This is a genomic window from Bacteroides sp. 44_46, assembly GCF_001915465.1.
Taxonomy (GTDB): domain Bacteria; phylum Bacteroidota; class Bacteroidia; order Bacteroidales; family Bacteroidaceae; genus Bacteroides; species Bacteroides clarus.
In genome coordinates this window covers 192,785-214,184 of record NZ_MNQO01000020.1, presented here as the reverse complement: position 1 = coordinate 214,184, position 21,400 = coordinate 192,785, and the positions used below count along the sequence as shown (strand labels likewise).

The 21,400-nt window shown below is 47.4% G+C and carries 18 protein-coding genes and 3 tRNA genes; 9 read left to right on the top strand and 12 right to left on the bottom strand.

From position 1 onward, the window contains the following. Complete coding sequence (locus BHV73_RS13435; protein WP_148359896.1) at positions 1 to 1,266, bottom strand: nucleotide sugar dehydrogenase; 1,266 nt, start codon at positions 1,264 to 1,266, stop codon at positions 1 to 3. A 391-nt stretch (positions 1,267 to 1,657) separates the two neighbouring features. Then, positions 1,658 to 1,819, bottom strand: a complete 162-nt coding sequence (locus BHV73_RS13430; RefSeq protein ID WP_022218689.1) for a hypothetical protein — start codon at positions 1,817 to 1,819, stop codon at positions 1,658 to 1,660. 127 nt (positions 1,820 to 1,946) lie between these two features. Here BHV73_RS13430 and BHV73_RS13425 point away from each other — a divergent pair, with 127 nt between their 5' ends. Further along, positions 1,947 to 2,882, top strand: coding sequence for a hypothetical protein (locus tag BHV73_RS13425; RefSeq protein WP_286738556.1), 936 nt, complete (start codon positions 1,947 to 1,949; stop codon positions 2,880 to 2,882). Positions 2,883 to 2,913: 31 nt separating this feature from the next. Further along, positions 2,914 to 4,914, top strand: coding sequence for a bifunctional DNA primase/helicase (locus BHV73_RS13420; protein ID WP_286738710.1), 2,001 nt, complete (start codon positions 2,914 to 2,916; stop codon positions 4,912 to 4,914). A 119-nt stretch (positions 4,915 to 5,033) separates the two neighbouring features. On the opposite strand, the gene BHV73_RS13415 is transcribed toward BHV73_RS13420, so the two are convergent. Continuing rightward, a complete protein-coding gene (locus tag BHV73_RS13415) occupies positions 5,034 to 5,258 on the bottom strand; it encodes a DUF4248 domain-containing protein (RefSeq protein ID WP_009120718.1) in 225 nt (74 codons plus the stop codon). Between the two features lie 246 nt (positions 5,259 to 5,504). On the opposite strand from BHV73_RS13415, the gene BHV73_RS13410 reads away from it, so the two are divergent. Further along, positions 5,505 to 6,005, top strand: a complete 501-nt coding sequence (locus tag BHV73_RS13410) for an HU family DNA-binding protein (RefSeq protein WP_009120720.1) — start codon at positions 5,505 to 5,507, stop codon at positions 6,003 to 6,005. 42 nt (positions 6,006 to 6,047) lie between these two features. After that, positions 6,048 to 6,149 (top strand): smalltalk protein, encoded by a 102-nt coding sequence (locus tag BHV73_RS13405; RefSeq protein WP_022218693.1) that lies wholly within the window; start codon positions 6,048 to 6,050, stop codon positions 6,147 to 6,149. 59 nt (positions 6,150 to 6,208) lie between these two features. Here the strand turns inward: BHV73_RS13405 and BHV73_RS13400 are convergent, their stop codons facing one another. From BHV73_RS13400 to BHV73_RS13375, 6 genes are all read right to left on the bottom strand, one after another. Then, entirely contained in the window at positions 6,209 to 6,772 is a 564-nt protein-coding gene (locus BHV73_RS13400; protein WP_009120721.1) for a UpxY family transcription antiterminator, read from the bottom strand. A gap of 142 nt (positions 6,773 to 6,914) precedes the next feature. Further along, the gene (locus BHV73_RS13395; protein WP_286738552.1) at positions 6,915 to 9,335 is read right to left on the bottom strand and encodes a GumC family protein; all 2,421 of its coding nucleotides are present in this window, start codon (positions 9,333 to 9,335) and stop codon (positions 6,915 to 6,917) included. Positions 9,336 to 9,377: 42 nt separating this feature from the next. Continuing rightward, positions 9,378 to 10,184, bottom strand: coding sequence for a polysaccharide biosynthesis/export family protein (locus BHV73_RS13390; RefSeq protein ID WP_286738551.1), 807 nt, complete (start codon positions 10,182 to 10,184; stop codon positions 9,378 to 9,380). A 46-nt stretch (positions 10,185 to 10,230) separates the two neighbouring features. Next, positions 10,231 to 11,634 (bottom strand): undecaprenyl-phosphate glucose phosphotransferase, encoded by a 1,404-nt coding sequence (locus BHV73_RS13385; RefSeq protein ID WP_039950225.1) that lies wholly within the window; start codon positions 11,632 to 11,634, stop codon positions 10,231 to 10,233. Positions 11,635 to 12,130: 496 nt separating this feature from the next. Further along, positions 12,131 to 13,066: a tyrosine-type recombinase/integrase gene (locus tag BHV73_RS13380; protein WP_009120728.1), complete on the bottom strand. Its 936-nt coding sequence runs from the start codon at positions 13,064 to 13,066 to the stop codon at positions 12,131 to 12,133. A 141-nt stretch (positions 13,067 to 13,207) separates the two neighbouring features. After that, positions 13,208 to 13,792 (bottom strand): Crp/Fnr family transcriptional regulator, encoded by a 585-nt coding sequence (locus BHV73_RS13375; RefSeq protein ID WP_009120729.1) that lies wholly within the window; start codon positions 13,790 to 13,792, stop codon positions 13,208 to 13,210. A gap of 132 nt (positions 13,793 to 13,924) precedes the next feature. Here BHV73_RS13375 and BHV73_RS13370 point away from each other — a divergent pair, with 132 nt between their 5' ends. From BHV73_RS13370 to BHV73_RS13355, 4 genes are all read left to right on the top strand, one after another. Next, positions 13,925 to 15,265, top strand: a complete 1,341-nt coding sequence (locus tag BHV73_RS13370) for an MATE family efflux transporter (protein ID WP_022218699.1) — start codon at positions 13,925 to 13,927, stop codon at positions 15,263 to 15,265. 174 nt (positions 15,266 to 15,439) lie between these two features. Continuing rightward, a tRNA-Ser gene (locus tag BHV73_RS13365) sits at positions 15,440 to 15,526 on the top strand. A 57-nt stretch (positions 15,527 to 15,583) separates the two neighbouring features. Next, a tRNA-Glu gene (locus BHV73_RS13360) sits at positions 15,584 to 15,655 on the top strand. Between the two features lie 13 nt (positions 15,656 to 15,668). After that, a tRNA-Lys gene (locus tag BHV73_RS13355) sits at positions 15,669 to 15,741 on the top strand. 66 nt (positions 15,742 to 15,807) lie between these two features. On the opposite strand, the gene BHV73_RS13350 is transcribed toward BHV73_RS13355, so the two are convergent. The 3 genes from BHV73_RS13350 to BHV73_RS13340 all read right to left on the bottom strand — a co-directional run bounded on the left by BHV73_RS13350 (position 15,808) and on the right by BHV73_RS13340 (position 19,576). Next, positions 15,808 to 16,512 (bottom strand): hypothetical protein, encoded by a 705-nt coding sequence (locus BHV73_RS13350; protein WP_087413684.1) that lies wholly within the window; start codon positions 16,510 to 16,512, stop codon positions 15,808 to 15,810. A gap of 44 nt (positions 16,513 to 16,556) precedes the next feature. Then, a complete protein-coding gene (locus BHV73_RS13345; RefSeq protein WP_087413683.1) occupies positions 16,557 to 17,900 on the bottom strand; it encodes a leucine-rich repeat protein in 1,344 nt (447 codons plus the stop codon). A gap of 167 nt (positions 17,901 to 18,067) precedes the next feature. Next, the gene (locus BHV73_RS13340) at positions 18,068 to 19,576 is read right to left on the bottom strand and encodes a tetratricopeptide repeat protein (RefSeq protein WP_195500713.1); all 1,509 of its coding nucleotides are present in this window, start codon (positions 19,574 to 19,576) and stop codon (positions 18,068 to 18,070) included. A 67-nt stretch (positions 19,577 to 19,643) separates the two neighbouring features. Between BHV73_RS13340 and BHV73_RS13335 the strand changes: the two genes are divergently transcribed. Beyond that, positions 19,644 to 21,308, top strand: coding sequence for a putative transporter (locus tag BHV73_RS13335; RefSeq protein ID WP_009120734.1), 1,665 nt, complete (start codon positions 19,644 to 19,646; stop codon positions 21,306 to 21,308). The last annotated feature ends 92 nt before the right edge of the window (positions 21,309 to 21,400 follow it).

Genomic DNA, 21,400 nt, shown 5'->3' with positions numbered 1-21,400 from the left:
TTAGTCTCTTCTAAAAATATCTCTTGTATAAACCTTTTTTTTCACATCCTCCAAACAAACATCATATCGATTTGCAATAATCGCATTACTTTGTTTTTTGAACTCATCAAGACTATTCACAATGCGACTACCAAAGAATGTACTTCCATCTTCTAATGTTGGTTCATAAATAATAACTTCCGCGCCTTTGGCTTTGATACGTTTCATTACCCCCTGAATGGATGATTGGCGGAAATTATCCGAGTTACTTTTCATGGTCAATCGGTAAACACCAATTACACAGCGTTTTTCTTCTGATGGATTAAAATCGCCCCGATTATAATAATCGTAATAACCAGCTTGATGAAGCACTCTGTCTGCTATGAAATCCTTGCGGGTACGATTACTTTCTACAATGGCTTCTATCAAATTTTCCGGCACATCGCTGTAATTAGCTAAAAGCTGTTTGGTATCCTTAGGCAGACAATAACCGCCATAGCCGAAAGATGGATTATTATACTGTGTACCGATACGCGGGTCGAGACATACGCCATTGATGATAGCGGCTGTATCAAGTCCTTTCATTTCTGCATATGTGTCCAATTCATTAAAGTAACTGACACGTAAAGCAAGATAAGTGTTCGCAAAAAGTTTTACAGCCTCGGCTTCGGTAAGTCCCATGAAGAGAGTATCTATATCTTCTTTTATCGCTCCTTCCTGTAATAAAGCGGCAAAGGTATGTGCAGCTTTGGTGAGCTGTTCGTCGTTCATGTTTGTACCTACGATGATGCGGCTCGGGTATAAATTATCATAAAGAGCCTTACTCTCACGGAGAAACTCCGGTGAGAATAGTAAGTTTAATTTTTTTATACCTTTTGCTGCATATTTGCTATAAAGTGATTGACAGTATCCTACGGGTATTGTACTCTTAATGACCATCACGGCATTCGGGTTTACTTCCAATACCAAATCTATGACCTCTTCCACATGACTGGTATCGAAATAATTTTTTACCGGATCATAATTGGTGGGAGCGGCTATTACAACGAAGTCGGCATCTTTGTAGGCAGATGTTCCGTCAAGAGTAGCACGTAAATTCAAATTTTTCTCTTTTAAGAATTGTTCTATATATTCGTCTTGGATAGGTGACTGACGGTTATTTATCAGTTCAACTTTTTCAGGTATTACGTCTACCGCAGTTACTTGATGGTGTTGGCTGAGCAAAGTCGCTATACTTAGTCCGACATAGCCTGTTCCGGCTACTGCAATTTTAATATCCCGTGCCATATTGATTATGTTTTATTTGTTTAAAAGTAATGAGAGAGTGGAATATGCATAAAGAGGTTCATAAAATATTTTTTGCAAAATATTTTTGAATTCAAATACGCTAGAACTTTTGATTGGATAGATACGGATGAGTACGCTACGCTTTCGCCCCTCCCAAATCATTGAGCAGGCGAAAGCAATAGTGATTGATAAATGTGCAGCAAAATTACGAATTAACTCGCAATGCTCCAAAGTTTATGGAGAAATTTGAAAGGCATTTTTCTTCATAAACCCATAAAACCTTAGTCTTTCAGCTTAGGAAACAAGAATTTTACCCCTTCCCGATAGATACGCTGTGCGTTTTCCGGTGTCGTGAACTCTTCAAATGCGCTCAGAATGAGCTGGTAACTATCTACCTCATAATTATGGAGCCCTTTTTTATGTCCTCAAGATAGCTTTGCTTCATGTGACAAGTAGAGCGGAATGCCTCTCTGGGAATACCAAGTTGTTTCAGTTCTTTTTTGAGGAACGCGCCGAATTCCGGATGGTCGGAAATGAATCTGTTTGATTTCATAATGAAATTGTTTTTAGTTAATTAAATAGAAATGTTTGATATCCGTACCCACTATATGGGTACGGAGAATGTGGGTGCAAAGGTATATCTTTGCGACAGCTTTTTTAATAAATTAAAATAAAATGCGATGAAAGCACATAAAACAACACTTTCCGTACGGGAGCTGCAAAAGACCATCGGACAATGGAAAAGTCGGAAAATCACAGACTCCACCGTTGCGAAACTTTTGGAGTTGCTCTTGGGGATGCCCGCCTATATGAATGAGGATGCGGTCTATCCTGTAGAGAATTTCTATGATATCAGTAAGTCGCTGAAGTTTAAGAACGCACGGTTTCTGGTCGAGGCAGTCCGGCAAAGCGGGGCGTTCGGCATCATACCCGCCGATAATGTGTACGGGATGAGTTCATTCTATTCCTGCCTTTGGAAAGAGAAGGAAAAAACGGATGATTCCGCGGAAACTTTACCGGTAAAATTACCGCAGGGTGATATATATAATATATATACTATACAGGATAATAAGAATAATATATCCTCCGGAAAGATATCTTCCGCGGAAAAAAGTCTGGAGACTGCACGGCATTTCTTTCATCTCATCAATGAGAATCCGATACAGAAAGCGCAGGTCTTTACTCCGCTCATCAATCGTTTCCAGCAGGAAGAGGGGCTGACACGTGAAGACGCATGCCTCAATCTGGTGTACTTGGTGAATGAACTGCTGATACCTTACTTCGCCGGACAGGAACGCTTCATGAAATCCACCTATGCCGGACGCCTATGCTGGCTGAACAACCTGCTGAAATCCGCCGGCGGACAACGAATGCAAAAAGACGCCGCACATGCCGGAAGACAGAGGCGGATACAAAAACTTGCCGATATGCGGAGCGAGCAACGCAATAATCATCCGCTTGGCGAGTTTGAGTGGACGGATAAGGAAAGCGGCCTGCGCTTTTACGACGACCCGCTGGAAGGAGTGGTGAATATACCGGATGAAGCGCCTCCCCGTCCGGGTGCGGGAGCGGAGTGGAATGTGCTGAGCGGAAAATGGGGGAGTGTTGAATTATGAGTTACAGACTATAAATTATGAATATCGGATGATGAAACCTTTTTATTATTTGAGTGATTTTCCTGAGCGTAGAAATGTAGGGAAAAATTTTGTGGCGGAGTGCCCCAAGTGCGGGAAGAAACATCTTTCCATTTCACGTGAGACGGGGTTGTATCACTGCTTCTATGCGGGATGCGACTTTCACGGGAGGTTGAAGGATTTTTGGGAAGAACGGCGGGATACGGTACGGTCGGATGCCGGACATCCGTATTCGGCGGGAGCTTCGCCGGCGGCAAAGCGGAGTTCCGGAAAAGGAGAGCCGGGCGGTATGGCGTCGGCATCGGTCGGCGGGGGAACCGCCGCGTTCGAGGTATCTATGATTCCCGAAGACTACAAGCGGCTGTCGCCTGAGATAATCTCCAAAATCAAACCGCTGACTGACGAACCGGAGACTTCAGACCCTGAACAGCTTGCGGCCCGCCGCTACCTTGCCGATATGGGCATTTCCTTGAAAACCGCTGTCGATGCGCGTATCGGTTGCCTGATGCACCGCTGTTTCGGCGGCAAGGACGGTAAGAGCGGAAAGGGTGAAAAGGATGAAAAGAACGCTGTGGGAATGATGTACCACTGTATCGCCTATGTGAATTACATCAACGGGCAACCCGTCAATGTGAAATACCGCTCGTGCGATGTTTCCGCCTCCGGTTATACCAAGTGCTGGAGCCAGGAGTCGCCCACCACGCCTTGCCCGCCTTACAATATCGACTGCATCAATCCGTTGCGGATTGCCGAAGAGAACGTTCCGCGCCTGATTGTCACCGAAGGTGAACGGGATGTGCTGACCCTGTATGAGGCGGGATATCCGTACGTCATCAGCGTACCCAACGGCGCGGCAAGCGACCTCTCCAAAGGCTTCGAGGCTTTTCGCCCCTGGCTGGACAGGGTGCGGGAACTGGTGATTTGCGGCGACTGCGACCTGCCCGGAAGAACGCTTGTGAAGCATCTTGCCGACTATTTCGGTACGCGTTGCCTGTTCACCGTACTGCCCGGCGGTTGTAAGGATATATCCGACGTGCTTGTGATGTACGGCGCCGGTGTGGTACGTGAGATTATCGACTCGGCGTGTCCGCATCATACGTCGGACATCATCACGGTAAGTGAGCGTGCGGATGAGATTATGAATGTGTTGAGCGGCAATTACGACCACGGTTACGATGTGGGTTACGGTCCGCTTACCGACCATGTGTTTCATCCCACCGACCAGGGCGGGCTGATAATCGCCACCGGAAAGCCCAATAGCGGCAAGACGGATTTCCTGAATGACCTGACTTGCCGCCTTATGGCCAAGACGGGGCGCTATGTGTGCTATCTCTCCTTCGAGGTGCCCGACAAGAACAAGCACATGGCGAATCTTATCCGCCTGATGCTGGGTAAGGTGAACACGGCGGCATATACCCGTGAACAATTGCAGCCCATCGTCTCTTTTCTGGACGGACACATGGCGCACCTGGATTTGCACGAGGTTTCGCCCACACCCGCCAACATCATAGAGCGTGCGGAACGGGTGAAACGTGCCGTACCGTTGAAGTATCTCATCATCGACCCGTATCTTTTCATGGAAGTGGAAACCGGACGTTACAATACGGAGACGCAGGCCATCAAAGCCATGCTGACGCAGATGCAGGCGTGGGGACGTACCAACGGAATCTGGGTGATTATCGTGGCGCATCCCCGCAGCCTGAAAAAGCTGAACGGGAAGAACGAGCTGGAAGAAATAGACATGTACACCATTTCGGGCAGCGCCAACTGGGCGAACCTGGCCGATTTCATCTTTTCCATCAGCCGTATCGAGCAGCCGGACAGGAGTTATACCCGGCTGGATATGTTGAAAGTACGCGACCAGGATTTGTGCCGGACAGGGAGTGTGCTGTTCGTGAGGCAACCGTGCGGGCGATATGACGAACGGGAATCCGAGGAACAGATAATGACCGAGATGCAGGGGAAAGTGCTGGATAAGGACAGGCTGCCGTGGGTGGGGCTGACAACTCCGTGAGTTTGCTTCCGAAAGGCCGGGAATTTACTTCCGGAATGCCTTGTGTTTCAGGCTGAAATGCCCGGTGTTTGCCTCTGAAATACCGGGCGTTCGGCTTTTAAACGCTTGGAGTTTTTATGTTACGGTTCTCCCAACGCTTCTACGATGGCGTGCACTTGGATAGGGGTGTAGCATTTGGCGTTGGGGAGTATGCCGGTGGCTGCGAGCTGTTGCCGGAGTCCGGGGTTGAAAGCTATCCAGCGGTTGAGTTTGCGGACGGCGGCTTTGGGTGTGATATAGGGACTGTATAGCATTGCCAGTTCGCTTTTACTGTAACTGCGGGGAGTGAAAGAGGATTTTTCCATGGCTTTTATGACTTGTTGTATGATGTAAAGTTAATGATAATTAGTGGGTTGTGGAAGAAAAGAGCGTGGTTTATCGCGTCGTAAGGTGTCAAAAACCGCTGAAAAACGCCTTATGGCGTGTGATGATGCGCGAAGGGGCGGATACGGGTGGGCGAAGCGTTATCTTTGCATGGTCAGTCAGGAGAAAGGGCCCCTCGGGACTGAATGATGAATGTTTTACAATTAACAATTAAAAACTGAAGAATTATGGCGACAGCATTGGTAGTGCGTACACAGCGCTACAAAAAGATCGGAGACAAGACTTCTCCGCTGGTGTATACCTTGAAAAGAAAACCGCGTGACGCGAAGATGTATGACTTGAAACGCATCGCGGAAGAAATCGAGGCTTTGGGTGGCATGTCGGCAGAGGATGTGCTGCATGTAGGTAAGGCTATCGTGAGAAACATGCGCGAGAAACTGACCGACGGCAACAGTGTCCGTTTGGATGATTTCGGTATTTTCCGCACTTCGTTTCACTGTGTGGCCACGGAACATCCCAAGGATTGTACGGTGAAAAACATCGATAAGGTGCGGATTAACTTCAAGGTCGCTACGACTTTGAGGCTGGTGAACGATTCGGTTGCCACTACGAAAGGAGCTGCCAACAATGTCTCTTTCGAGCTGGTATCTGCCGATGGAAGCACGGCACCGGGCGGTAATGGCGGCGGTGGAAATACCGGTGGAGAGGAAGAGAATCCGCTGGGATGAGAATGGGTTATAAGTTATGAATTATAAATTAATTGCAAGAAAATGAGTAAAAGTAGAGGAATCTGGGATACGATTTTGAAGGTGGTGATTGCGGTGGCTTCGGCTGTGCTGGGCGTGTTTGGAGCAAATGCGATGACGCTTTAGCGACGGGAATACGTGTAATTGACATGATGCGGAAAAGGCTGTAAGGTGATAAAGTGAAATCATCGTACAGCCTTTTCTTTTTTATCCTTTTTCTCGACAAACCCTATGGGGATGTCTACATGCGCACATCCCAGCATATCCAGTCGCACAGCTACTTTGCTTTTCCCGTTGACGGTGATGAGCTCTCCTTCAAGGCCGGCAAGGGGGCCTTTTATGACTTTTACGGCATCGCCGGGAGCCAGCGGGACGCTGCACATTTCCACTGCTTCGGGGCTGTAGTCGAGCATGAAGCGGAACTGCGCCATCTGTTCGTCGGGAATGACGGCGGGAGTACTTTCACCGCGCAGCACCATATAGCGGCTGACAGCTTGCAGGCTTAGGGGAAGCGGCCGCTCCTGCGGAGTGACGTGTACGAATATCATCATGGGAATCACCAGCCGGTCGACCCGTTTGCGGCGGTCGCTCCATTGGCGGATTTCGCTCTGAACAGGCAGATAGCACTCGATACCCATGGCGGCAAGCCGTTGCGCGGTTTTTTTCTCGAGGCACGACTGTACATAGGCCACCAGCCATTGGCGGTGAGCTGTGCTGCTTTTTATTTCTATGTGATTCGTATTCTGCATTGTTTTTGTGATCGGTTAGTGTAAAAGGTATGCCCGGCAGCAGCGCTCTACCGCCGCAGCATACCAGCAAACAAACAAAAAATAAGCCCGGAAACGAGAACGGTGTCGCGCGTGCAAGCCCCGGACTTATGGGGTATATATTTTATTTGGTATCGGGGGTGTCACCATAGCCATACCCGTAGCCATATCCGTATCCGTATTTCTTACCATAGCCATAATACTTGCCATACTTACCGTAACCGTAGTAATAGCCGTATTTTTTCTTTGTCATGTCCAGTCCGTTAATGACGGTACATAAGTTAGGCAGGCGTTTATTGTTGTACAACTCATTGATTAGCCGGTAATCGTTCTTGTGCGTATAGTCGGCCCGGCAGACATAAATACTCGCGTCGGCTACACGGGCGATGAGTTGCGTGTCTGTTACCATACCGATGGGAGCCGTGTCGAGCACAATGTAATCGTATTCTTTTTTCAATATATCGATGGCATCTGCCAGAGACTGACGCGCCAGCAGTTCCGTCGGGTTCGGCGGTACGGCTCCGCCCGGCAGTACGCTGAGGTTGGCGGATATATCGGTAGGGAGTACCATGGAACGCAGGTCTGTGCTTTGGGGAGCGGACAGATACTGGGTAATGCCCCGTTCCTTATGAGGGATGTGGAATACCTTGTTCAACCCCGGTTTGCGGATATCCAGTCCGACGATGATTACCTTTTTACCCAAGAGCGCCAGACTGACGGCAAGGTTGGAAGCGATGAACGTTTTCCCTTCACCGCTCATGGTGGAAGTGACAAGGATTACTTTTTTATCCGGGTCGCCCAATATGAAAAGCAGATTGGTGCGTAGACTGCGGAATGTTTCCGCCATGATGTCATTGTCGTTTTCACGGACGGCAATGGTATGGGTGTGTCCGGCTTCCGGTTCTGTGAGGGGAACATCACCGATAATGGGTACATCGGTGAGCTTCTCGACATCGGCACGTCCTTCGATACGGAAACTGAGCAGGTTCAGGAGATAAATGACTCCTACCGGAATGCCGAGTCCGAGCACGAATGCTATCATGTAGATTTTTTTGCTTTGGGGAGATATAGGGAAATCATCCGCTATCGCATCGTCAATGATTTTGGCATTATTGGCGGTGGCGGCCAGCGCGATGTTGTTTTCCTCGCGTTTCTGCAACAGCATGAGATAAAGTCCTGCTTTGATTTCCTGTTGGCGCTGGATGCTGACAAAGCGGCGTTCCTGGGCGGGGGCGTTACTGATGCGTCCGGCGTATTTGCCTGCCTGGCGGTCGAGGTCGGCTTTGGTGATGAGCAATCCCTTGCGCACGCTGGCAATGGTTGTAATGATACCGGCGCGCATGTCCTCTATGTTGCTGTCGAGACGGCGTACAACCGGATTGGTTTCCGAAGAGGTGCGCAACAGGCGGTTGCGTTCCAAAATCAAGGCGTTGTATTGGGCTATGAGTCCGGACAGGGTTTCATCGTTCAGCCCTACATTGGTGGGGAGAGTGGCGGTTACGTTTTCCGGCTTCCGGATGTATTCGGAGAGATATTGAATCAGGTTGAGTTGCGTGCCGTTTTCCACACAAAGTTTTTCATAGGCGGACTGTTCGCTGATGGCAAGCTGGGCATCGCTGCTGAGGTCGGTAAGCCCCGCTTCGCGCTTGAAGCTTTCCAACTCCTGCTCCGTGGTACCTAACTCCTGATTGATGACGGAGATGCGCTCATCGATGAAACGGGCGGTATTCTGCGCAACTTCGTTTTTGTCGTTGTTGGCGTTCTTGTTATATATTTCTATCAGTTTGTTGATAAAATCCTCACCGCGTTTCTTACTGGTGTTTTTCACCGATACGGTAACGAAGGAAGTGGTTTTGCTGGTCGGTTCGATAGACAGGGCTGTCCGGTAACCTTTGGCTACGGATAGGGGATTGACGATGCTTACCTCTATGTTACCGCTGCCCGTGAGGGCTACGGAAGGATTGGACATAAAAGTGAGTGTACCCGCTTCACTGGACAGAACGGCAGGCAGCTCTGTGAAATGTTTGTTGACGGTATTTCCGTTAACAGTTGCCGTTACATCTATCTGACGGTCGGAATTATAGCTGATACTCAGAAATATAGGGGCAGTAAGGCGTTTGGCATCTTCCGGCAGGAAGTGTACGAGTACCGGAGATGAACCATATAAATCGGTCTTGTTAAATCCGCTTTCACCGGAATAGTTGATATATAAGCCCAGTTCGCTGACTACATCTTTGATGAGCGATTTACTGCGAAGAATTTCGATTTCATTGTCAATGTTTTTAGAAGAAGATATGATGCCGATATCCTCGAAAGCGCTAAGGTCGCTTGCGTTCCCGCCTTTCTTGTCATCCTTAATGATAATGGATGCATTGATGTTGTATACAGGAGTGGTGGTTTTCAGATAGAACCAGGCGCATACCAGACAAAGGATGACTGAGGCGATAAACCACGGCCAGCGGATGACATATTTGAAAAGTATAGCCTGCCAGTTGGTCTTTTCTTCTTTTTCTTCGAACAAGTCGTCGTATATTTCTTCTTTCACGTCCGTATTTTTTAATTTTCTGTTTTGGTTTTTCAATTCTCCTTATTTTGTAATCGCGATGATAAGACTCGCCAGTGATACCAATGAACCGATAACCGAGAACCAGATTGTGGTACTGGCACTGATATTGGATGTCTTTGCCTTCGTTTTATTGGGAGTGATATACAGAATGTCATTTTGTTGCAGGTAGTAGTAAGGTGATTGCAGTATGTCTTGGTCGTTCAGGTTGAGTGTGATAATCTCCCGTTTTCCGTTATTGTCTTCGCGAATCAGTTTTACATTGTCCCGGATGCCGTAGATAGTCATGTCACCCGCCATGGCAAGAGCTTCGAGGATATTAACTTTCTCGTTGGATATGGTGAAAGTTCCCGGATGACCTACTTCGCCGATAACGGAAATCTTGTAGTTCACCATACGTACGGTAACGATGGGAGTTTCGCGGAATTGGGGTTTGAGTTTGTCTTTGATATATTGTTCGGCCTCTCCTTTGGTAAGCCCACCCAAATGAATGGTTCCTAATACCGGGAACTCTACATTTCCATCGTTGTCTACAAGATATTGTTGCAATGCGGGTTGGGAAGTAAGGGATTTATTGCCGGTATTGCTTGCAGGAGTGGCTATTGTCAGGTTAAAAGGTTCCGCCAATTCGGGCTCTTCGGGACAGCTCACTACAATTGTCAGTAAGTCTTTCGGCATGATACGCGCATCGTACAAACTCATATCGGGAACGTTCGTATCCGCTGTTGCGGTCTGCTGTAAAGCATCCTGCAGGTAAGGTACTTTCTTGTAGCTTTGGCATCCGGTAAGTATTAGCGGAAATAATAAAATAATCAGACTCTTTTTTTTCATGTGTTTATGATTTTTAACTCTCAACTCGCAATTTTCAACTCACTGTTTAATAGGCTTCTTTTTCTCCTTTTACCGCGTTCTTTACGGTTTTGTAGATGATATACAGGTCGAGCATGAAAGTCCAGTGTTCCAGATACCAGATATCTCGTTCTACGCGTCCTTCCATCTGCCACAATTCTTTGGTCTCGCCGCGGAATCCGGTGATTTGGGCCCAACCGGTAATACCGGGTTTGACAAGGTGGCGCACCATATATTTATCAATCAGTTTGGAGTATTCTTCGGTATGTTTCAGCATGTGCGGGCGTGGACCTACTACGGACATGTCACCCAATAGCACATTGATGAACTGGGGGAGTTCGTCGATATTGCTTTTGCGCATAAAATTGCCCAGGCGTGTTTTACGCGGGTCGTTTTTAGTGGCTTGCAGCTTATCACTGTCTTTATTGACGCGCATGGAACGAAACTTATAGCACCAGAATTCTTTACCCTCTTCACCGCTGCGTTTCTGTTTGAAGAAAACAGGTCCGGGAGAGCTGATTTTTATGGCGGTTCCTATAATTATAAAGATAATCGGGAATAGGGTACACAAGAAAAGCAAGGAGAATACAATGTCGAACAGACGTTTGAGCATACGGTTTTCCGGTTGCGCCAACGGTTCCTGACGTATGTACAAGACGGGCACGTTTCCCAACATTTCGAGATGCATGCGTCGCTTTAAATATTTACGTACGTTGGGTACGCTGTAAAAACGCAGAAAATGGTTCTCGCAATAATTGATGATGGGCAGGATTTCCTTGCTATGAGCCGAAGTCAGTCCGCAATATACTTGTTCGATATTGTTGGAGCTGAGGTAGGGGACTACCTGTTCCGGGACACCCAGATACGGGAGATGCTCCGGATAAAGATAGGAAGGGCTTTCCGCGAAATAGCCGACTACCCGATAACCGGAAGTCGGATCGCCGGTCATTTCATGGTGAAGCTCCACCATGTTGCTGCCGTCACCTACCAGTATGGCTGTACGGGAGTTTCCGCCGGAACGGCGATATAATTTCAGGATATGTCTGAATGCCAGCCTGTAAATAATCAGACACGCTAAAAACGATATATAGAATAGCGTGAAAAAACGGGCCGAGAGCGTTCCGAAATCCGCAAGGCTGATTAAGCTGATATATACAAAAGCATGGAAAAAAGTACTGCGGATGGCGCGCATGATAATACGATCGGGACGTACGATGCGCTGGTGCAGGATGATGCCTTTGGAATAGTTACATACAATGTATACTAAATTCAAGAGAACCAGCAGTTGAGGCAGAGAATTGCTGAATGTAGCTCCAAGCGTATTACTGTCCAATGTATGATATAACACTATAAAAATAGCGTTAAGTATACATAAATCGCCTGCGATGATGATGCATTTGATAATTCTGTTGAAACGTAAAACCTGTCTCATACCTTCTGTAATGTCCTGTCATTCAATTTATTTTGGTGGATAAAATGAATGATTTTGCTGTATATTTGTTCTATTTGTTTGTCTTTTCTCCTACTTACAAGGTAGTGGAAAAAAGAAATCCCTTACTTACAAGGTAAGAGAATGGAATAGAATCGGGAAAAAACGTTTTATAATGACATATAAGGATACTATCCCAATGAAACAGGATAATTTAAAACAGGTTGCGCCTTTATTTTTCCAGAAACGGGTATTTGTAAAAATCAAAGGATTATAAAAATTATATCTGTAATTATTTTTAAACGCAAAAAATATGTTTTATACCTTTTTATTCCTATTTACAATAAATATACACCAATAAAAAATACAAATTTATTTATTTGTATTGGTGATTTTTTTTCTATCTTTGTCGCCATGAGAAGAGATTCTCTTACCTTGTAAGTAAGAGAATGGATTTCTTGTAAAATTTGTTGATTAATTCGTAAGATAAGTTGACACGCTATTTTTTGCTTTTTCTTTTTTTTTCTTTGCTATGAATTGTAGATATTACTTTTCTATTGGCTTTACTCATCGCATTATTGTTAAAAGAAGCGAGATATACGTGTGTGACTTTTTCGGAACTATGCCCCAAACCCTCGCTTATCATGGCAAGGGCCACTCCCTCTTCTTTGGCGGTAGTGGCCCAGCTGTGGCGGGCTACGTAAGAGGTTAGCGGTACATTCAGGCGCAGCATTTTGGATAGTTGGTGCAGGTGTTGGTTATAGAGGCGTAAAGCGCTCTTGTACTGTCGGTAACCCTCTGCGCCAGTGGATGAAAGTATGGGCAGGAGATAGGGGGATTTGGAACGCTTGTCGGTGTACCGGTGCAGGATATCGGCGGCATAAGGCTCGATATAGACCGATAGCTGCTGGCGGGTTTTATGCCGGTGGTAATGAATGGTGTTGTATCTCATGTCCGTTTTGCGGAGATGGACGAGGTCGACGAACGGAATCCCTCTGAGATAGAAACTGAGCAGGAACAAATCGCGGCTGAAGCGTAAGTTGGGCTGCTTCTCCAGATTCAATTGCGAGAGGCGCCGTATGAGAGTGGGCGAAATAGCCCGCTTGGCGGTGGGTTCGTATCCTGTGAAAACGAAACGAAACAGTTCGTCGGCGGATATGGCGTCGGGAATACCTTGTAAATGCGCCTGGTTGAAGATGGAGCGTAACATACGCATATAAGCGGATATGGTATTGTGACGCCGTCCCTGTTGGAGCAGGCTTTCTTCGTAAGTTTTAATCAGACCTGCCGTGAGTTCTTTGAAGGTGAGAGGGATGTCTCCGGTGAATTTCCGGAAACTGTTGATGGCGCTGGTGTACAAGTTGGCGGTGCCGTAGCGCCCGGCGCTTCTGGCGTCTTCGATGGCACTTTGCGCAAAAGTATATATTGTAGTCATAATCTGAATTTTAAGATGAATAATGAGCTTGATAACAAGCTATCTCAAAAAAAGATTTGAGATAGAACAGGTTTAAATATAGAAAGGATAAATATTCTATATAAATTCAGATATGACCGGTTCGGGCACCCCCGCAAAAAATCAGAGTATGCCCGAACGTACTCTGCTTAATGTCTCGGGAGTCATCAGCAGATAAGACGCGATATGCGACAAGGGAGCACGCTTGATGACTTCCGGCTGGTGCCGCATCAGTTGGTTGTAACGCTCGCGTGCAGTCTCGAACCGCCAGGAATCGGCTTTGATTTGTGAAACAATAAGGGAGTATTCAAGTATCTTGCGATAGAACATATTGATTTCCCGGGAGATTTCGGTGAGTAACATCAACTTGTCATAGGGAAGCAGGTAGACGATGCTGTCCTCGAGCGCTTCGATCATCAGGTGGGTGGGCTCTTTTTTGAGGGTGCTTTCGATGCAGATAACGATGCAGCCTTCATACGAGAAATGTTCGGTGACGTCCTTGCCGTTTTTGTAGTAGAACTGTCGCAGCATGCCTTTGCCGACGAGTACGATGTTGTGGCTGATTTGTCCTTCCTTCAACAGAAGCTCGCCTTTTTCCACCTCTTTGCGAATCAGGATTTCTTCGATTTGTCGTCTGCCTTCGGGAGCCATGCCCGGATAACGGGAATTGACAGTGATATCAACTGTCTCTTTGAGTAATGTTTCCATAACAGTTAATGTAGATTGGGGGTGTCATTTAGTGTGGCAAAGATAAGGAAATTTATTTGATATGTATCAATTTCGCGTCTCTTTCCTTTCCGTATCTTTGCGCGATTTTTAGCATAGCACATCCCACGAACAATGATACAGCAGGAGAACCTGAAGAAACGGCTTGCCAAACTGGCGGCTCCTATCTTTATAGAGACATTACTCATAATGATGCTCGGCGCGGTGGACACCATCATGCTGAGCCGCCATTCGGATAACAGCGTGGCTGCCGTAGGTGTAGTCAACCAGATTATTATGCTGACTTTTCTGGTTTTTGAGGTGATAAACCTCGGTACTTCGGTCTTGTGTTCGCAATATCTTGGAGCGAGGTTGCATAAACAGGTGGTACAGGTGGTGGGAGTGTCTGTTCTGGTTAACCTGGTGGTGGGTGTCAGTATCAGTATGCTGCTGTTCGGCGGTGCGGAGCCTATCTTACGTTTGATGGGACTCGGGCCCGAGCTGATGCAGGATGGTATGGATTATATGCGTATCGTAGGGGCATTCGCCTTTTTTCAGGCATTGTCTCTGACTCTTTCCGCATCCTTGCGCAGCGCAAACAAGGCGATATATCCGATGATGGTGACGGTGGTTGTGAATATCCTTAATATCATAGGTAATTATTCTTTGATTTTCGGACGGTTCGGTTTCCCGGAGCTGGGAGTAGAGGGAGCTGCCATTTCCACGGCTTTCAGCAGGGGCGTTTCGATGGTTATTCTGTTCGTCATCCTGTTTCGCAAGCATATCCACCGTTTTCCGTTGGCTTATTTCCGTCCGTTCCCCTGGATGGAGTTGAAGAATTTGATGAAGGTGGGGCTGCCCTCTGCCGGTGAGCAACTTTCTTACAGTTCTTCGCAGGTGGTAATCACTTATTTCATTAATATGTTGGGGGTGGAAGCGTTGGCTACGCGTACTTATTGTGTCAATATTATCATGTTCGCCTATCTGTTCAGCATTTCTATGGCGCAGGGCGGGGCGATATGTATCGGACATCTGATAGGGGAGAAGAAACCTCGGGCGGCTTTTCTGATGGGGAAGTATGTAATGAAGAAGTCTGTGATGATAACCTTGATTCTGTCCTGTATACTGGCGCTTTTGGGGCATGTTATTTTCGGTTGGCTGACGTCTAATCCCGAAATTATCAAAATGGGGGTCACGATTCTGATAATCGACGTTGTACTGGAGATAGGGCGGCCTATCAATATTTTCGCTACCAATGCCTTGCGTGCGGCGGGAGATGTAAATTATCCGTTCTATGTGGGACTGGTAGTGATGTGGAGCGTGGCTGTGGGGCTTGGATATCTGTTTGGCATTCCGTTTGGTTGGGGAATTTGCGGTATGTGGATTGCGTTTTTGCTGGATGAAAACATTCGGGGTGCTATCTTTGTGCGTCGTTGGTATAGCATGAAATGGGTAAGTAAGAGTTTTATAAAATAATGTTTGATGGCGAAAGCTTGATTTTATTGTTTTTTCTGCTCTATTAGATTTTGAGTGTTAACGTGTTATCTCTTTTCTTGCGAAAATGAGGAAAAAATTATGCAGGAAAGATTTGCATAGTCCAAAAGTTTACCATACATTTGCACCGCATTTGAGAAGAATGTTGGTTACTAAGGAAGTTTGGGTGAGTGGCTGAAACCACCAGTTTGCTAAACTGACGTACGGGTAACCGTACCGGGGGTTCGAATCCCCCAGCTTCCGCAAGGAACAAAAATAGAAAGCATCGGTTTGCAAAAGCCGGTGCTTTTCTAAAAAGTCGGTGGATTCGTCTAACGGTTAGGACACATGCCTCTCACGCATGTAATACGAGTTCGATTCTCGTATCCACTACAATTTAATAGAAGCACTCTTAGCTCAGTTGGTAGAGCAACTGACTCTTAATCAGTGGGTCCAGGGTTCGAATCCCTGAGGGTGTACTTTTCTTTGAGTTATTTTTTTTAAACGAAAAAGGCGGTTGTCATTTTGGCAACCGCCTTTTTCGTTTAAAAGCGATAACCGATACCTATAAAGAAAGAATGCATCAAGGGGTGCCGTTCAGGATTCAGTTTCCTGCCCTCGATGACAATATTCCGGCTTCCGCCATATAAGTCGAAGTTGGAAAGAGTATATCCCATTGACAGGATGATGCTGTCGTCTATTTCGAGCGATACGGCACTTCGGAGATGGTAGTAAACAAAGGTCGCATCTTTGTTTTTGACATGCTCTGTTTTAAAGGCGGTCCATGCTCCGGGCTTTTGCGGGAAGTACTCGATATTGAATTCCCGGTTCGGGGGCAAAGGCATGGTTATTCCGGGAGAAATGGAAAAAGATAAGGCATAATCTTTATCCTCGCCCAGCCATATAGAAGGTGAGGTGAATAGGACGGAAGGGCGCAGGGCAAAAAGATAACTTCCATTATCGTCGTCCACTGCACTCCAATACCATTGTTTGTCTTGCGATTCTCCGATGAAACCGCTCTCGTTTATCGGATTGCAGAATAAGAGTCCCATCGTCAGTCCGATATAACGGACGGGTTGGCAGGTTACGGAAGGTTCTATTTCCCAGCCGTCGTAAGTGTTGACGGCTCCCATTAATTCCACTTTCCAATATTTCACGGTTCCCTTTTCCTGTGCGTATATGGACGTTCCTATCGATGAGAAAATAAATATCAGGATGTACCCGAAAGTGTTATATCTGCTTGTTGTCATGCGGATTCCGTTATTTAAGTTTATGGCAGAGGAAGCGGAAAGTGTTACGGACGGGCCGCAATCTTTTCTGCAAATTTATTCCAGCCTCGGGCGGTTTTGTATGCTTTGACAGCCTGTGCCGGGACGAGGATACTTGTTACCGTTTTAGGGAATCCGTACCATTCGCCTTCGGGAGTAGCGGGTGGCGTGACGGCTTCTACAATGACCTCTTTAACTCCTGTATTGTCAAAAGCGGAAAAATTGATTCGGACAACACGGGACGGGATTGTCAGTTTGTTTACCTTTTGATTACCCGTTATCAGCCCTTGTCCCAAGATGCGGATACTCCGGGGTATTTCAAGCCGGGAGAGGTTGGGGCATCCAACAAAACAATAGGCTTGAATCATGGCGTCGGGGTCGTTGTCCGAAACAGGACCATAGGTTGACACTTCCGTCAGATTGGGACAGTAATAGAAAGCGCGGTCTACAATGGTAGAGATACCGTTGGGGAGCTGTACATTGATGATGCCGCTTTCCCGGAACGCTTCCTGACCGATATATTTTACATTTTGAGGGATGACAACGGATTTCAGCTTACCTGTCTTCATCAGAGCCTGTACTTCTATGCTTTGGAGCGTAGACGGCAATAATACTTCTTCTACACCGGCGTATACGAAACTTCCGGAAGTCAAGCGGGTGATTTGCGTATGTGAGAGATCGGCGCGTTTCAACTGGTTGCAGTAATAGAAGATGTCTTGTCCGAGTTGCTTCAAAGTAGAGGGGAAGACTACTTCCTGTATGCTCGAATTGAAGAATGCTCTTTCGCCTATCGAAGTTAATCCTTCGTTCATTATTACTTTGGCGATTTGCCGGTTACCTTGGAATACCTGCGGCGCGATAGCCGTTACATTGGGGGGAAGCGTGATTTCACTGTAACCTTTAAGGACTTCTGTCAGCACTCCTTCCCGTACGCGAACGGGTGCAACTTGAATGATAAAGCTCACTTGCCGTTCTTCTATATTGACTGTTAACTCCAAATGCTCTGCGGGAGCTTCGGAAGAAAAACCGCTGATGTGTTCCGGACTGACAGTGACGGGGTATTCTTTCCCGTCACTGTATAATCCGGTTAGTTGAAGTCCGTTTAGATTCAGTTCTTCTCCTAAAGTATAGAAAGTTTTATGAGGCAGTTGCGCGATTGATAACTTCTCGAGCGTAGCTTGTATCTCCGGTTGCTGTTCGGGTTTCTCTTCCGGTTGCCCTTCTGTCGTACCTTCCGGTTTCTCTTCCGGTTTTTCATCATTGCTGGATGGGGCGGGGGCTTCAATGGGTTTCTCCAAAGGAATCTGTTCTTTCTCGCACGCTACTATAAAAAACATGATACACACTAAAAAAACAATCTTACTCTTCATATTTTTACACTTTTATTATCGTTATTTTTGGTTGCAAAAGTAGCGAATCCGTTTCTTCGGGGAGTTACGATATAAACGTGTAAATCTAACAGTCTGTTTTCTATATGCTTGTTTTACAGTAGATTAATCTCCGGAGGATTTGTCTTTTTCTAACATGCGTCTGACAGTTATCCGAAGAGGGACATGAACAGCTCCGTATGAGGTGTTCCGGAAGTTTTGATGCGTGACTTTAACCGGGATTTACGCGCATAGATGTTTGCCACGCTTTCTTTCATGAACAAGCTGATTACTTGCGGAGAAAAACCGGTAAAAATATAACAAAGTAGACGGATGTCGTTCTCTTTCATTGCAGGGAAAACCTGCCGAAGCTTCTGCATGGCATTGTCGTGGCAGGTATTGACCATCTGCTCCAATTCCTGAAACATTTCATTGTTCTCTGAGAAATCGGTAATGATTCGTTTCACTTCCTGAAACATGGCAGCCTGTTGTGACGGGGTGTTTTCCCGTTCGTAATAGGTCTTGCCGAGTTTATCGATGATGTCGAAACGGGAAGCTACCAGATTCTTCAAACGTTTTTCCGTGTCGTATCGCCCTTCCATTTGACGGGTGAGAGCCTGGTATTCGGCACGGGCTTCTTCTGCCAGCAGCAGATAATGGTCGTTACGTTCACGTTGCAGGTGCAGGCGCTGGCGGACAATATAGAAAGCTACTCCCACAAGAAGGAATATCCCGCAGATAACGGCTATTTCCCAGAAAATGCGGTGCTTCATCCGGTACTCGGCGAAAGCGGAACGCTCCTGATAGTACTCTTTTTCGATTACACCGGCAGAAAACTGCATGATTGAGCGTGTCAGGGAATCCGTGAGATAGATATAACGGTGTATGTGATCGGTGGCCTGCCGGAAATTGCCGGACAAAGCTTCTATCCGGTAGGCGGTGTAATGCAATTCCGCCTTGTCCAGCACATCATTATCCTGAGCCGCCGCCAGTTTCAGATAATGGCGTGCGCTGTCTGTACGGTGCTTGAGCAATTGTACGTCAATCATGGTATGGTTGCCGAACAGTGTGTCTTTGCGTGCGGACCGTTCGATGCGTTGCAGCAGGTCTTGCGGAATCTGCTTTTTGTGCGACTTTACATAAAGGGAGGCGAGATTGCTGAGTGCTGTTTCGGCAAGCGCTTCACTATCTTGCTCGTCGGCAAGGTCGAGGGCAGCCGAGTACAGCCTCATGGCACGTTCCAGGTCTTTCTGGCGGTAGGACGCGGCGGCCATGTCAAGCGTGGCTTCCGTCTCTTCACGAAGGCTGTCGGATACTTGAAAATTTTCTCTGGCCTGCTTGAAGTAGTGGTAGGCGCGTACGTAGTTCATCTGCTCGTAGTATATGTCGCCGATGCGCTCGTAGAGCAGTCCTTTGCCGTAAGGGTCTTGCCGGCTTTTCAATTGCTCCTCAATCTGCAGGAAGATGCGCAAGGCTCCGGATTTATCGCCGGCATTGACCAGCAGGCTGTCCGCGATGTCAAGGCCGGGAAGCGGCTTGCGTTCATGGCATCCGGCCAGCGGCAGGAGCATACATATAATCGGTATAATAAGGCGTTTCATGCCGTGAATGTAGTGATAAAAGATATTTTGTACAAGTGAAAGGCGGGAAATGAGGGGCTTTGCGTGAATTTCCTGCATTTATCTTTTTAGGCTTCGCGGAACTTCCTATCTTTGCACTTCTAAATGTAGATAAAACCGTAACACTTTGGAATGGCTATATAGTTTGTTTATCGAACACTCCGCTTTGCAGGCGGTGGTGGTGCTCTCACTGATTTCAGCTATCGGATTGGGGTTGGGGAAAGTACATATTTGCGGTATCTCCCTCGGCGTGACTTTTGTTTTCTTTGCCGGTATTCTCGCCGGGCATTTCGGGTTGTCCATCGACCCGCAGATGCTGAACTACGCGGAAAGTTTCGGACTGGTAATATTTGTGTACGCGTTGGGCTTACAGGTGGGGCCCGGTTTCTTCAGCTCTTTCCGCAAGGGCGGGGTGCAACTGAACATGCTGGCTCTGGGAGTGGTGCTGATCGGTACGTTGATGGCCGTATTGGGCAGTTACGGACTGAACATATCGCTGCCGGACATGGTAGGCATCCTCTGCGGCGCCACGACCAACACACCGGCGCTGGGCGCGGCGCAACAGACCTTGAAGCAGATGGGACTGGAGTCCAGCACTCCGGCTTTGGGCTGTGCGGTAGCCTATCCGCTGGGGGTGGTGGGAGTGATTCTTGCCGTACTGATAATACGCAAGGCATTGGCCCGTAAGGAAGATTTGGAACTGAAAGAGAAAGACGATGCGAACAAAACCTATATCGCGGCGTTTCAGGTACACAATCCGGCCATCTTCGATAAAAGCATCAAGGAGATAGGCGGTCTGAATTATCCGAAGTTCGTCATCTCCCGTTTGTGGCGGGACGGCAACGTAAGTATTCCTACTTCCGAGAAGATAATAAAGGAAGGAGACCGCTTGCTGGTGGTGACTTCGGAGAAGTATGCCCCGGCGTTGACCGTACTGTTCGGCGAGCAGGAACATACCGACTGGAATAAAGAGGATATCGACTGGAATGCCATAGACAGCCAGCTCATCTCGCAGCGTATCGTGGTGACACGTCCCGAGCTGAACGGAAAGAAGCTGGGTTCGCTTCACCTGCGCAATCATTACGGCATCAACATCAGCCGTGTGTACCGCAGCGGCGTACAGTTGCTTGCCACCGCGGAACTGACCTTGCAGTTGGGTGACCGCCTGACGGTAGTAGGTGAGGCCGCCGCCATCCAGAATGTGGAAAAAGTGCTGGGCAACGCCATCAAGAGCCTGAAGGAGCCGAATCTGGTTGCGGTATTTATCGGCATCATCCTGGGACTTGCTTTGGGGGCAATCCCCATTTCCCTGCCGGGCATCAGCGCTCCGGTGAAACTGGGACTTGCCGGCGGACCGATTATCGTGGGTATTCTCATCGGTACTTTCGGACCGAGAATGCACATGATAACCTATACCACACGCAGCGCCAACCTGATGCTGCGCGCATTGGGACTGTCGCTATACCTCGCTTGCCTGGGACTGGACGCGGGAGCGCATTTTTTCGATACGGTATTCCGTCCGGAAGGCTTGCTGTGGATTGCGGCCGGATTTACGCTGACTGTCGTCCCGGTACTGATAGTGGGTGTGATTGCCTTTAAGTGGATGAAAGTGGATTTCGGCTCTATGGCAGGCATGCTGTGCGGAAGCATGGCGAACCCGATGGCGCTGAATTACGCCAACGACACCATCCCTGGCGATAACCCGTCGGTGGCTTATGCAACGGTATATCCGATGTGTATGTTCCTGCGGGTAATCATAGCGCAGGTGCTGTTGATGTTCTTGTTAAGTTGAGAATTGAGAATTGAAAAATGAGAAATAATGTGTGTCAGGAGTTAGAGGAATTATCGCTCCTGATAGTATCGATAACCGAATATAAATCATAA

Bases quoted from the DNA above. Each gene is read 5' to 3' on its own strand.
- BHV73_RS13420 (WP_286738710.1), top strand. From the start codon at position 2,914: ATGAAACCTTTTTATTATTTGAGTGATTTTCCTGAGCGTAGAAATGTA.
- BHV73_RS13375 (WP_009120729.1), bottom strand. From the start codon at position 13,792: ATGGAAACATTACTCAAAGAGACAGTTGATATCACTGTCAATTCCCGT.
- BHV73_RS13400 (WP_009120721.1), bottom strand. From the start codon at position 6,772: ATGCAGAATACGAATCACATAGAAATAAAAAGCAGCACAGCTCACCGC.
- BHV73_RS13370 (WP_022218699.1), top strand. From the start codon at position 13,925: ATGATACAGCAGGAGAACCTGAAGAAACGGCTTGCCAAACTGGCGGCT.
- BHV73_RS13345 (WP_087413683.1), bottom strand. From the start codon at position 17,900: ATGAAGAGTAAGATTGTTTTTTTAGTGTGTATCATGTTTTTTATAGTA.
- BHV73_RS13350 (WP_087413684.1), bottom strand. From the start codon at position 16,512: ATGACAACAAGCAGATATAACACTTTCGGGTACATCCTGATATTTATT.
- BHV73_RS13425 (WP_286738556.1), top strand. From the start codon at position 1,947: ATGAAAGCACATAAAACAACACTTTCCGTACGGGAGCTGCAAAAGACC.
- BHV73_RS13415 (WP_009120718.1), bottom strand. From the start codon at position 5,258: ATGGAAAAATCCTCTTTCACTCCCCGCAGTTACAGTAAAAGCGAACTG.
- BHV73_RS13390 (WP_286738551.1), bottom strand. From the start codon at position 10,184: ATGAAAAAAAAGAGTCTGATTATTTTATTATTTCCGCTAATACTTACC.
- BHV73_RS13380 (WP_009120728.1), bottom strand. From the start codon at position 13,066: ATGACTACAATATATACTTTTGCGCAAAGTGCCATCGAAGACGCCAGA.
- BHV73_RS13340 (WP_195500713.1), bottom strand. From the start codon at position 19,576: ATGCAGGAAATTCACGCAAAGCCCCTCATTTCCCGCCTTTCACTTGTA.
- BHV73_RS13435 (WP_148359896.1), bottom strand. From the start codon at position 1,266: ATGGCACGGGATATTAAAATTGCAGTAGCCGGAACAGGCTATGTCGGA.
- BHV73_RS13410 (WP_009120720.1), top strand. From the start codon at position 5,505: ATGGCGACAGCATTGGTAGTGCGTACACAGCGCTACAAAAAGATCGGA.
- BHV73_RS13430 (WP_022218689.1), bottom strand. From the start codon at position 1,819: ATGAAATCAAACAGATTCATTTCCGACCATCCGGAATTCGGCGCGTTC.
- BHV73_RS13405 (WP_022218693.1), top strand. From the start codon at position 6,048: ATGAGTAAAAGTAGAGGAATCTGGGATACGATTTTGAAGGTGGTGATT.
- BHV73_RS13385 (WP_039950225.1), bottom strand. From the start codon at position 11,634: ATGAGACAGGTTTTACGTTTCAACAGAATTATCAAATGCATCATCATC.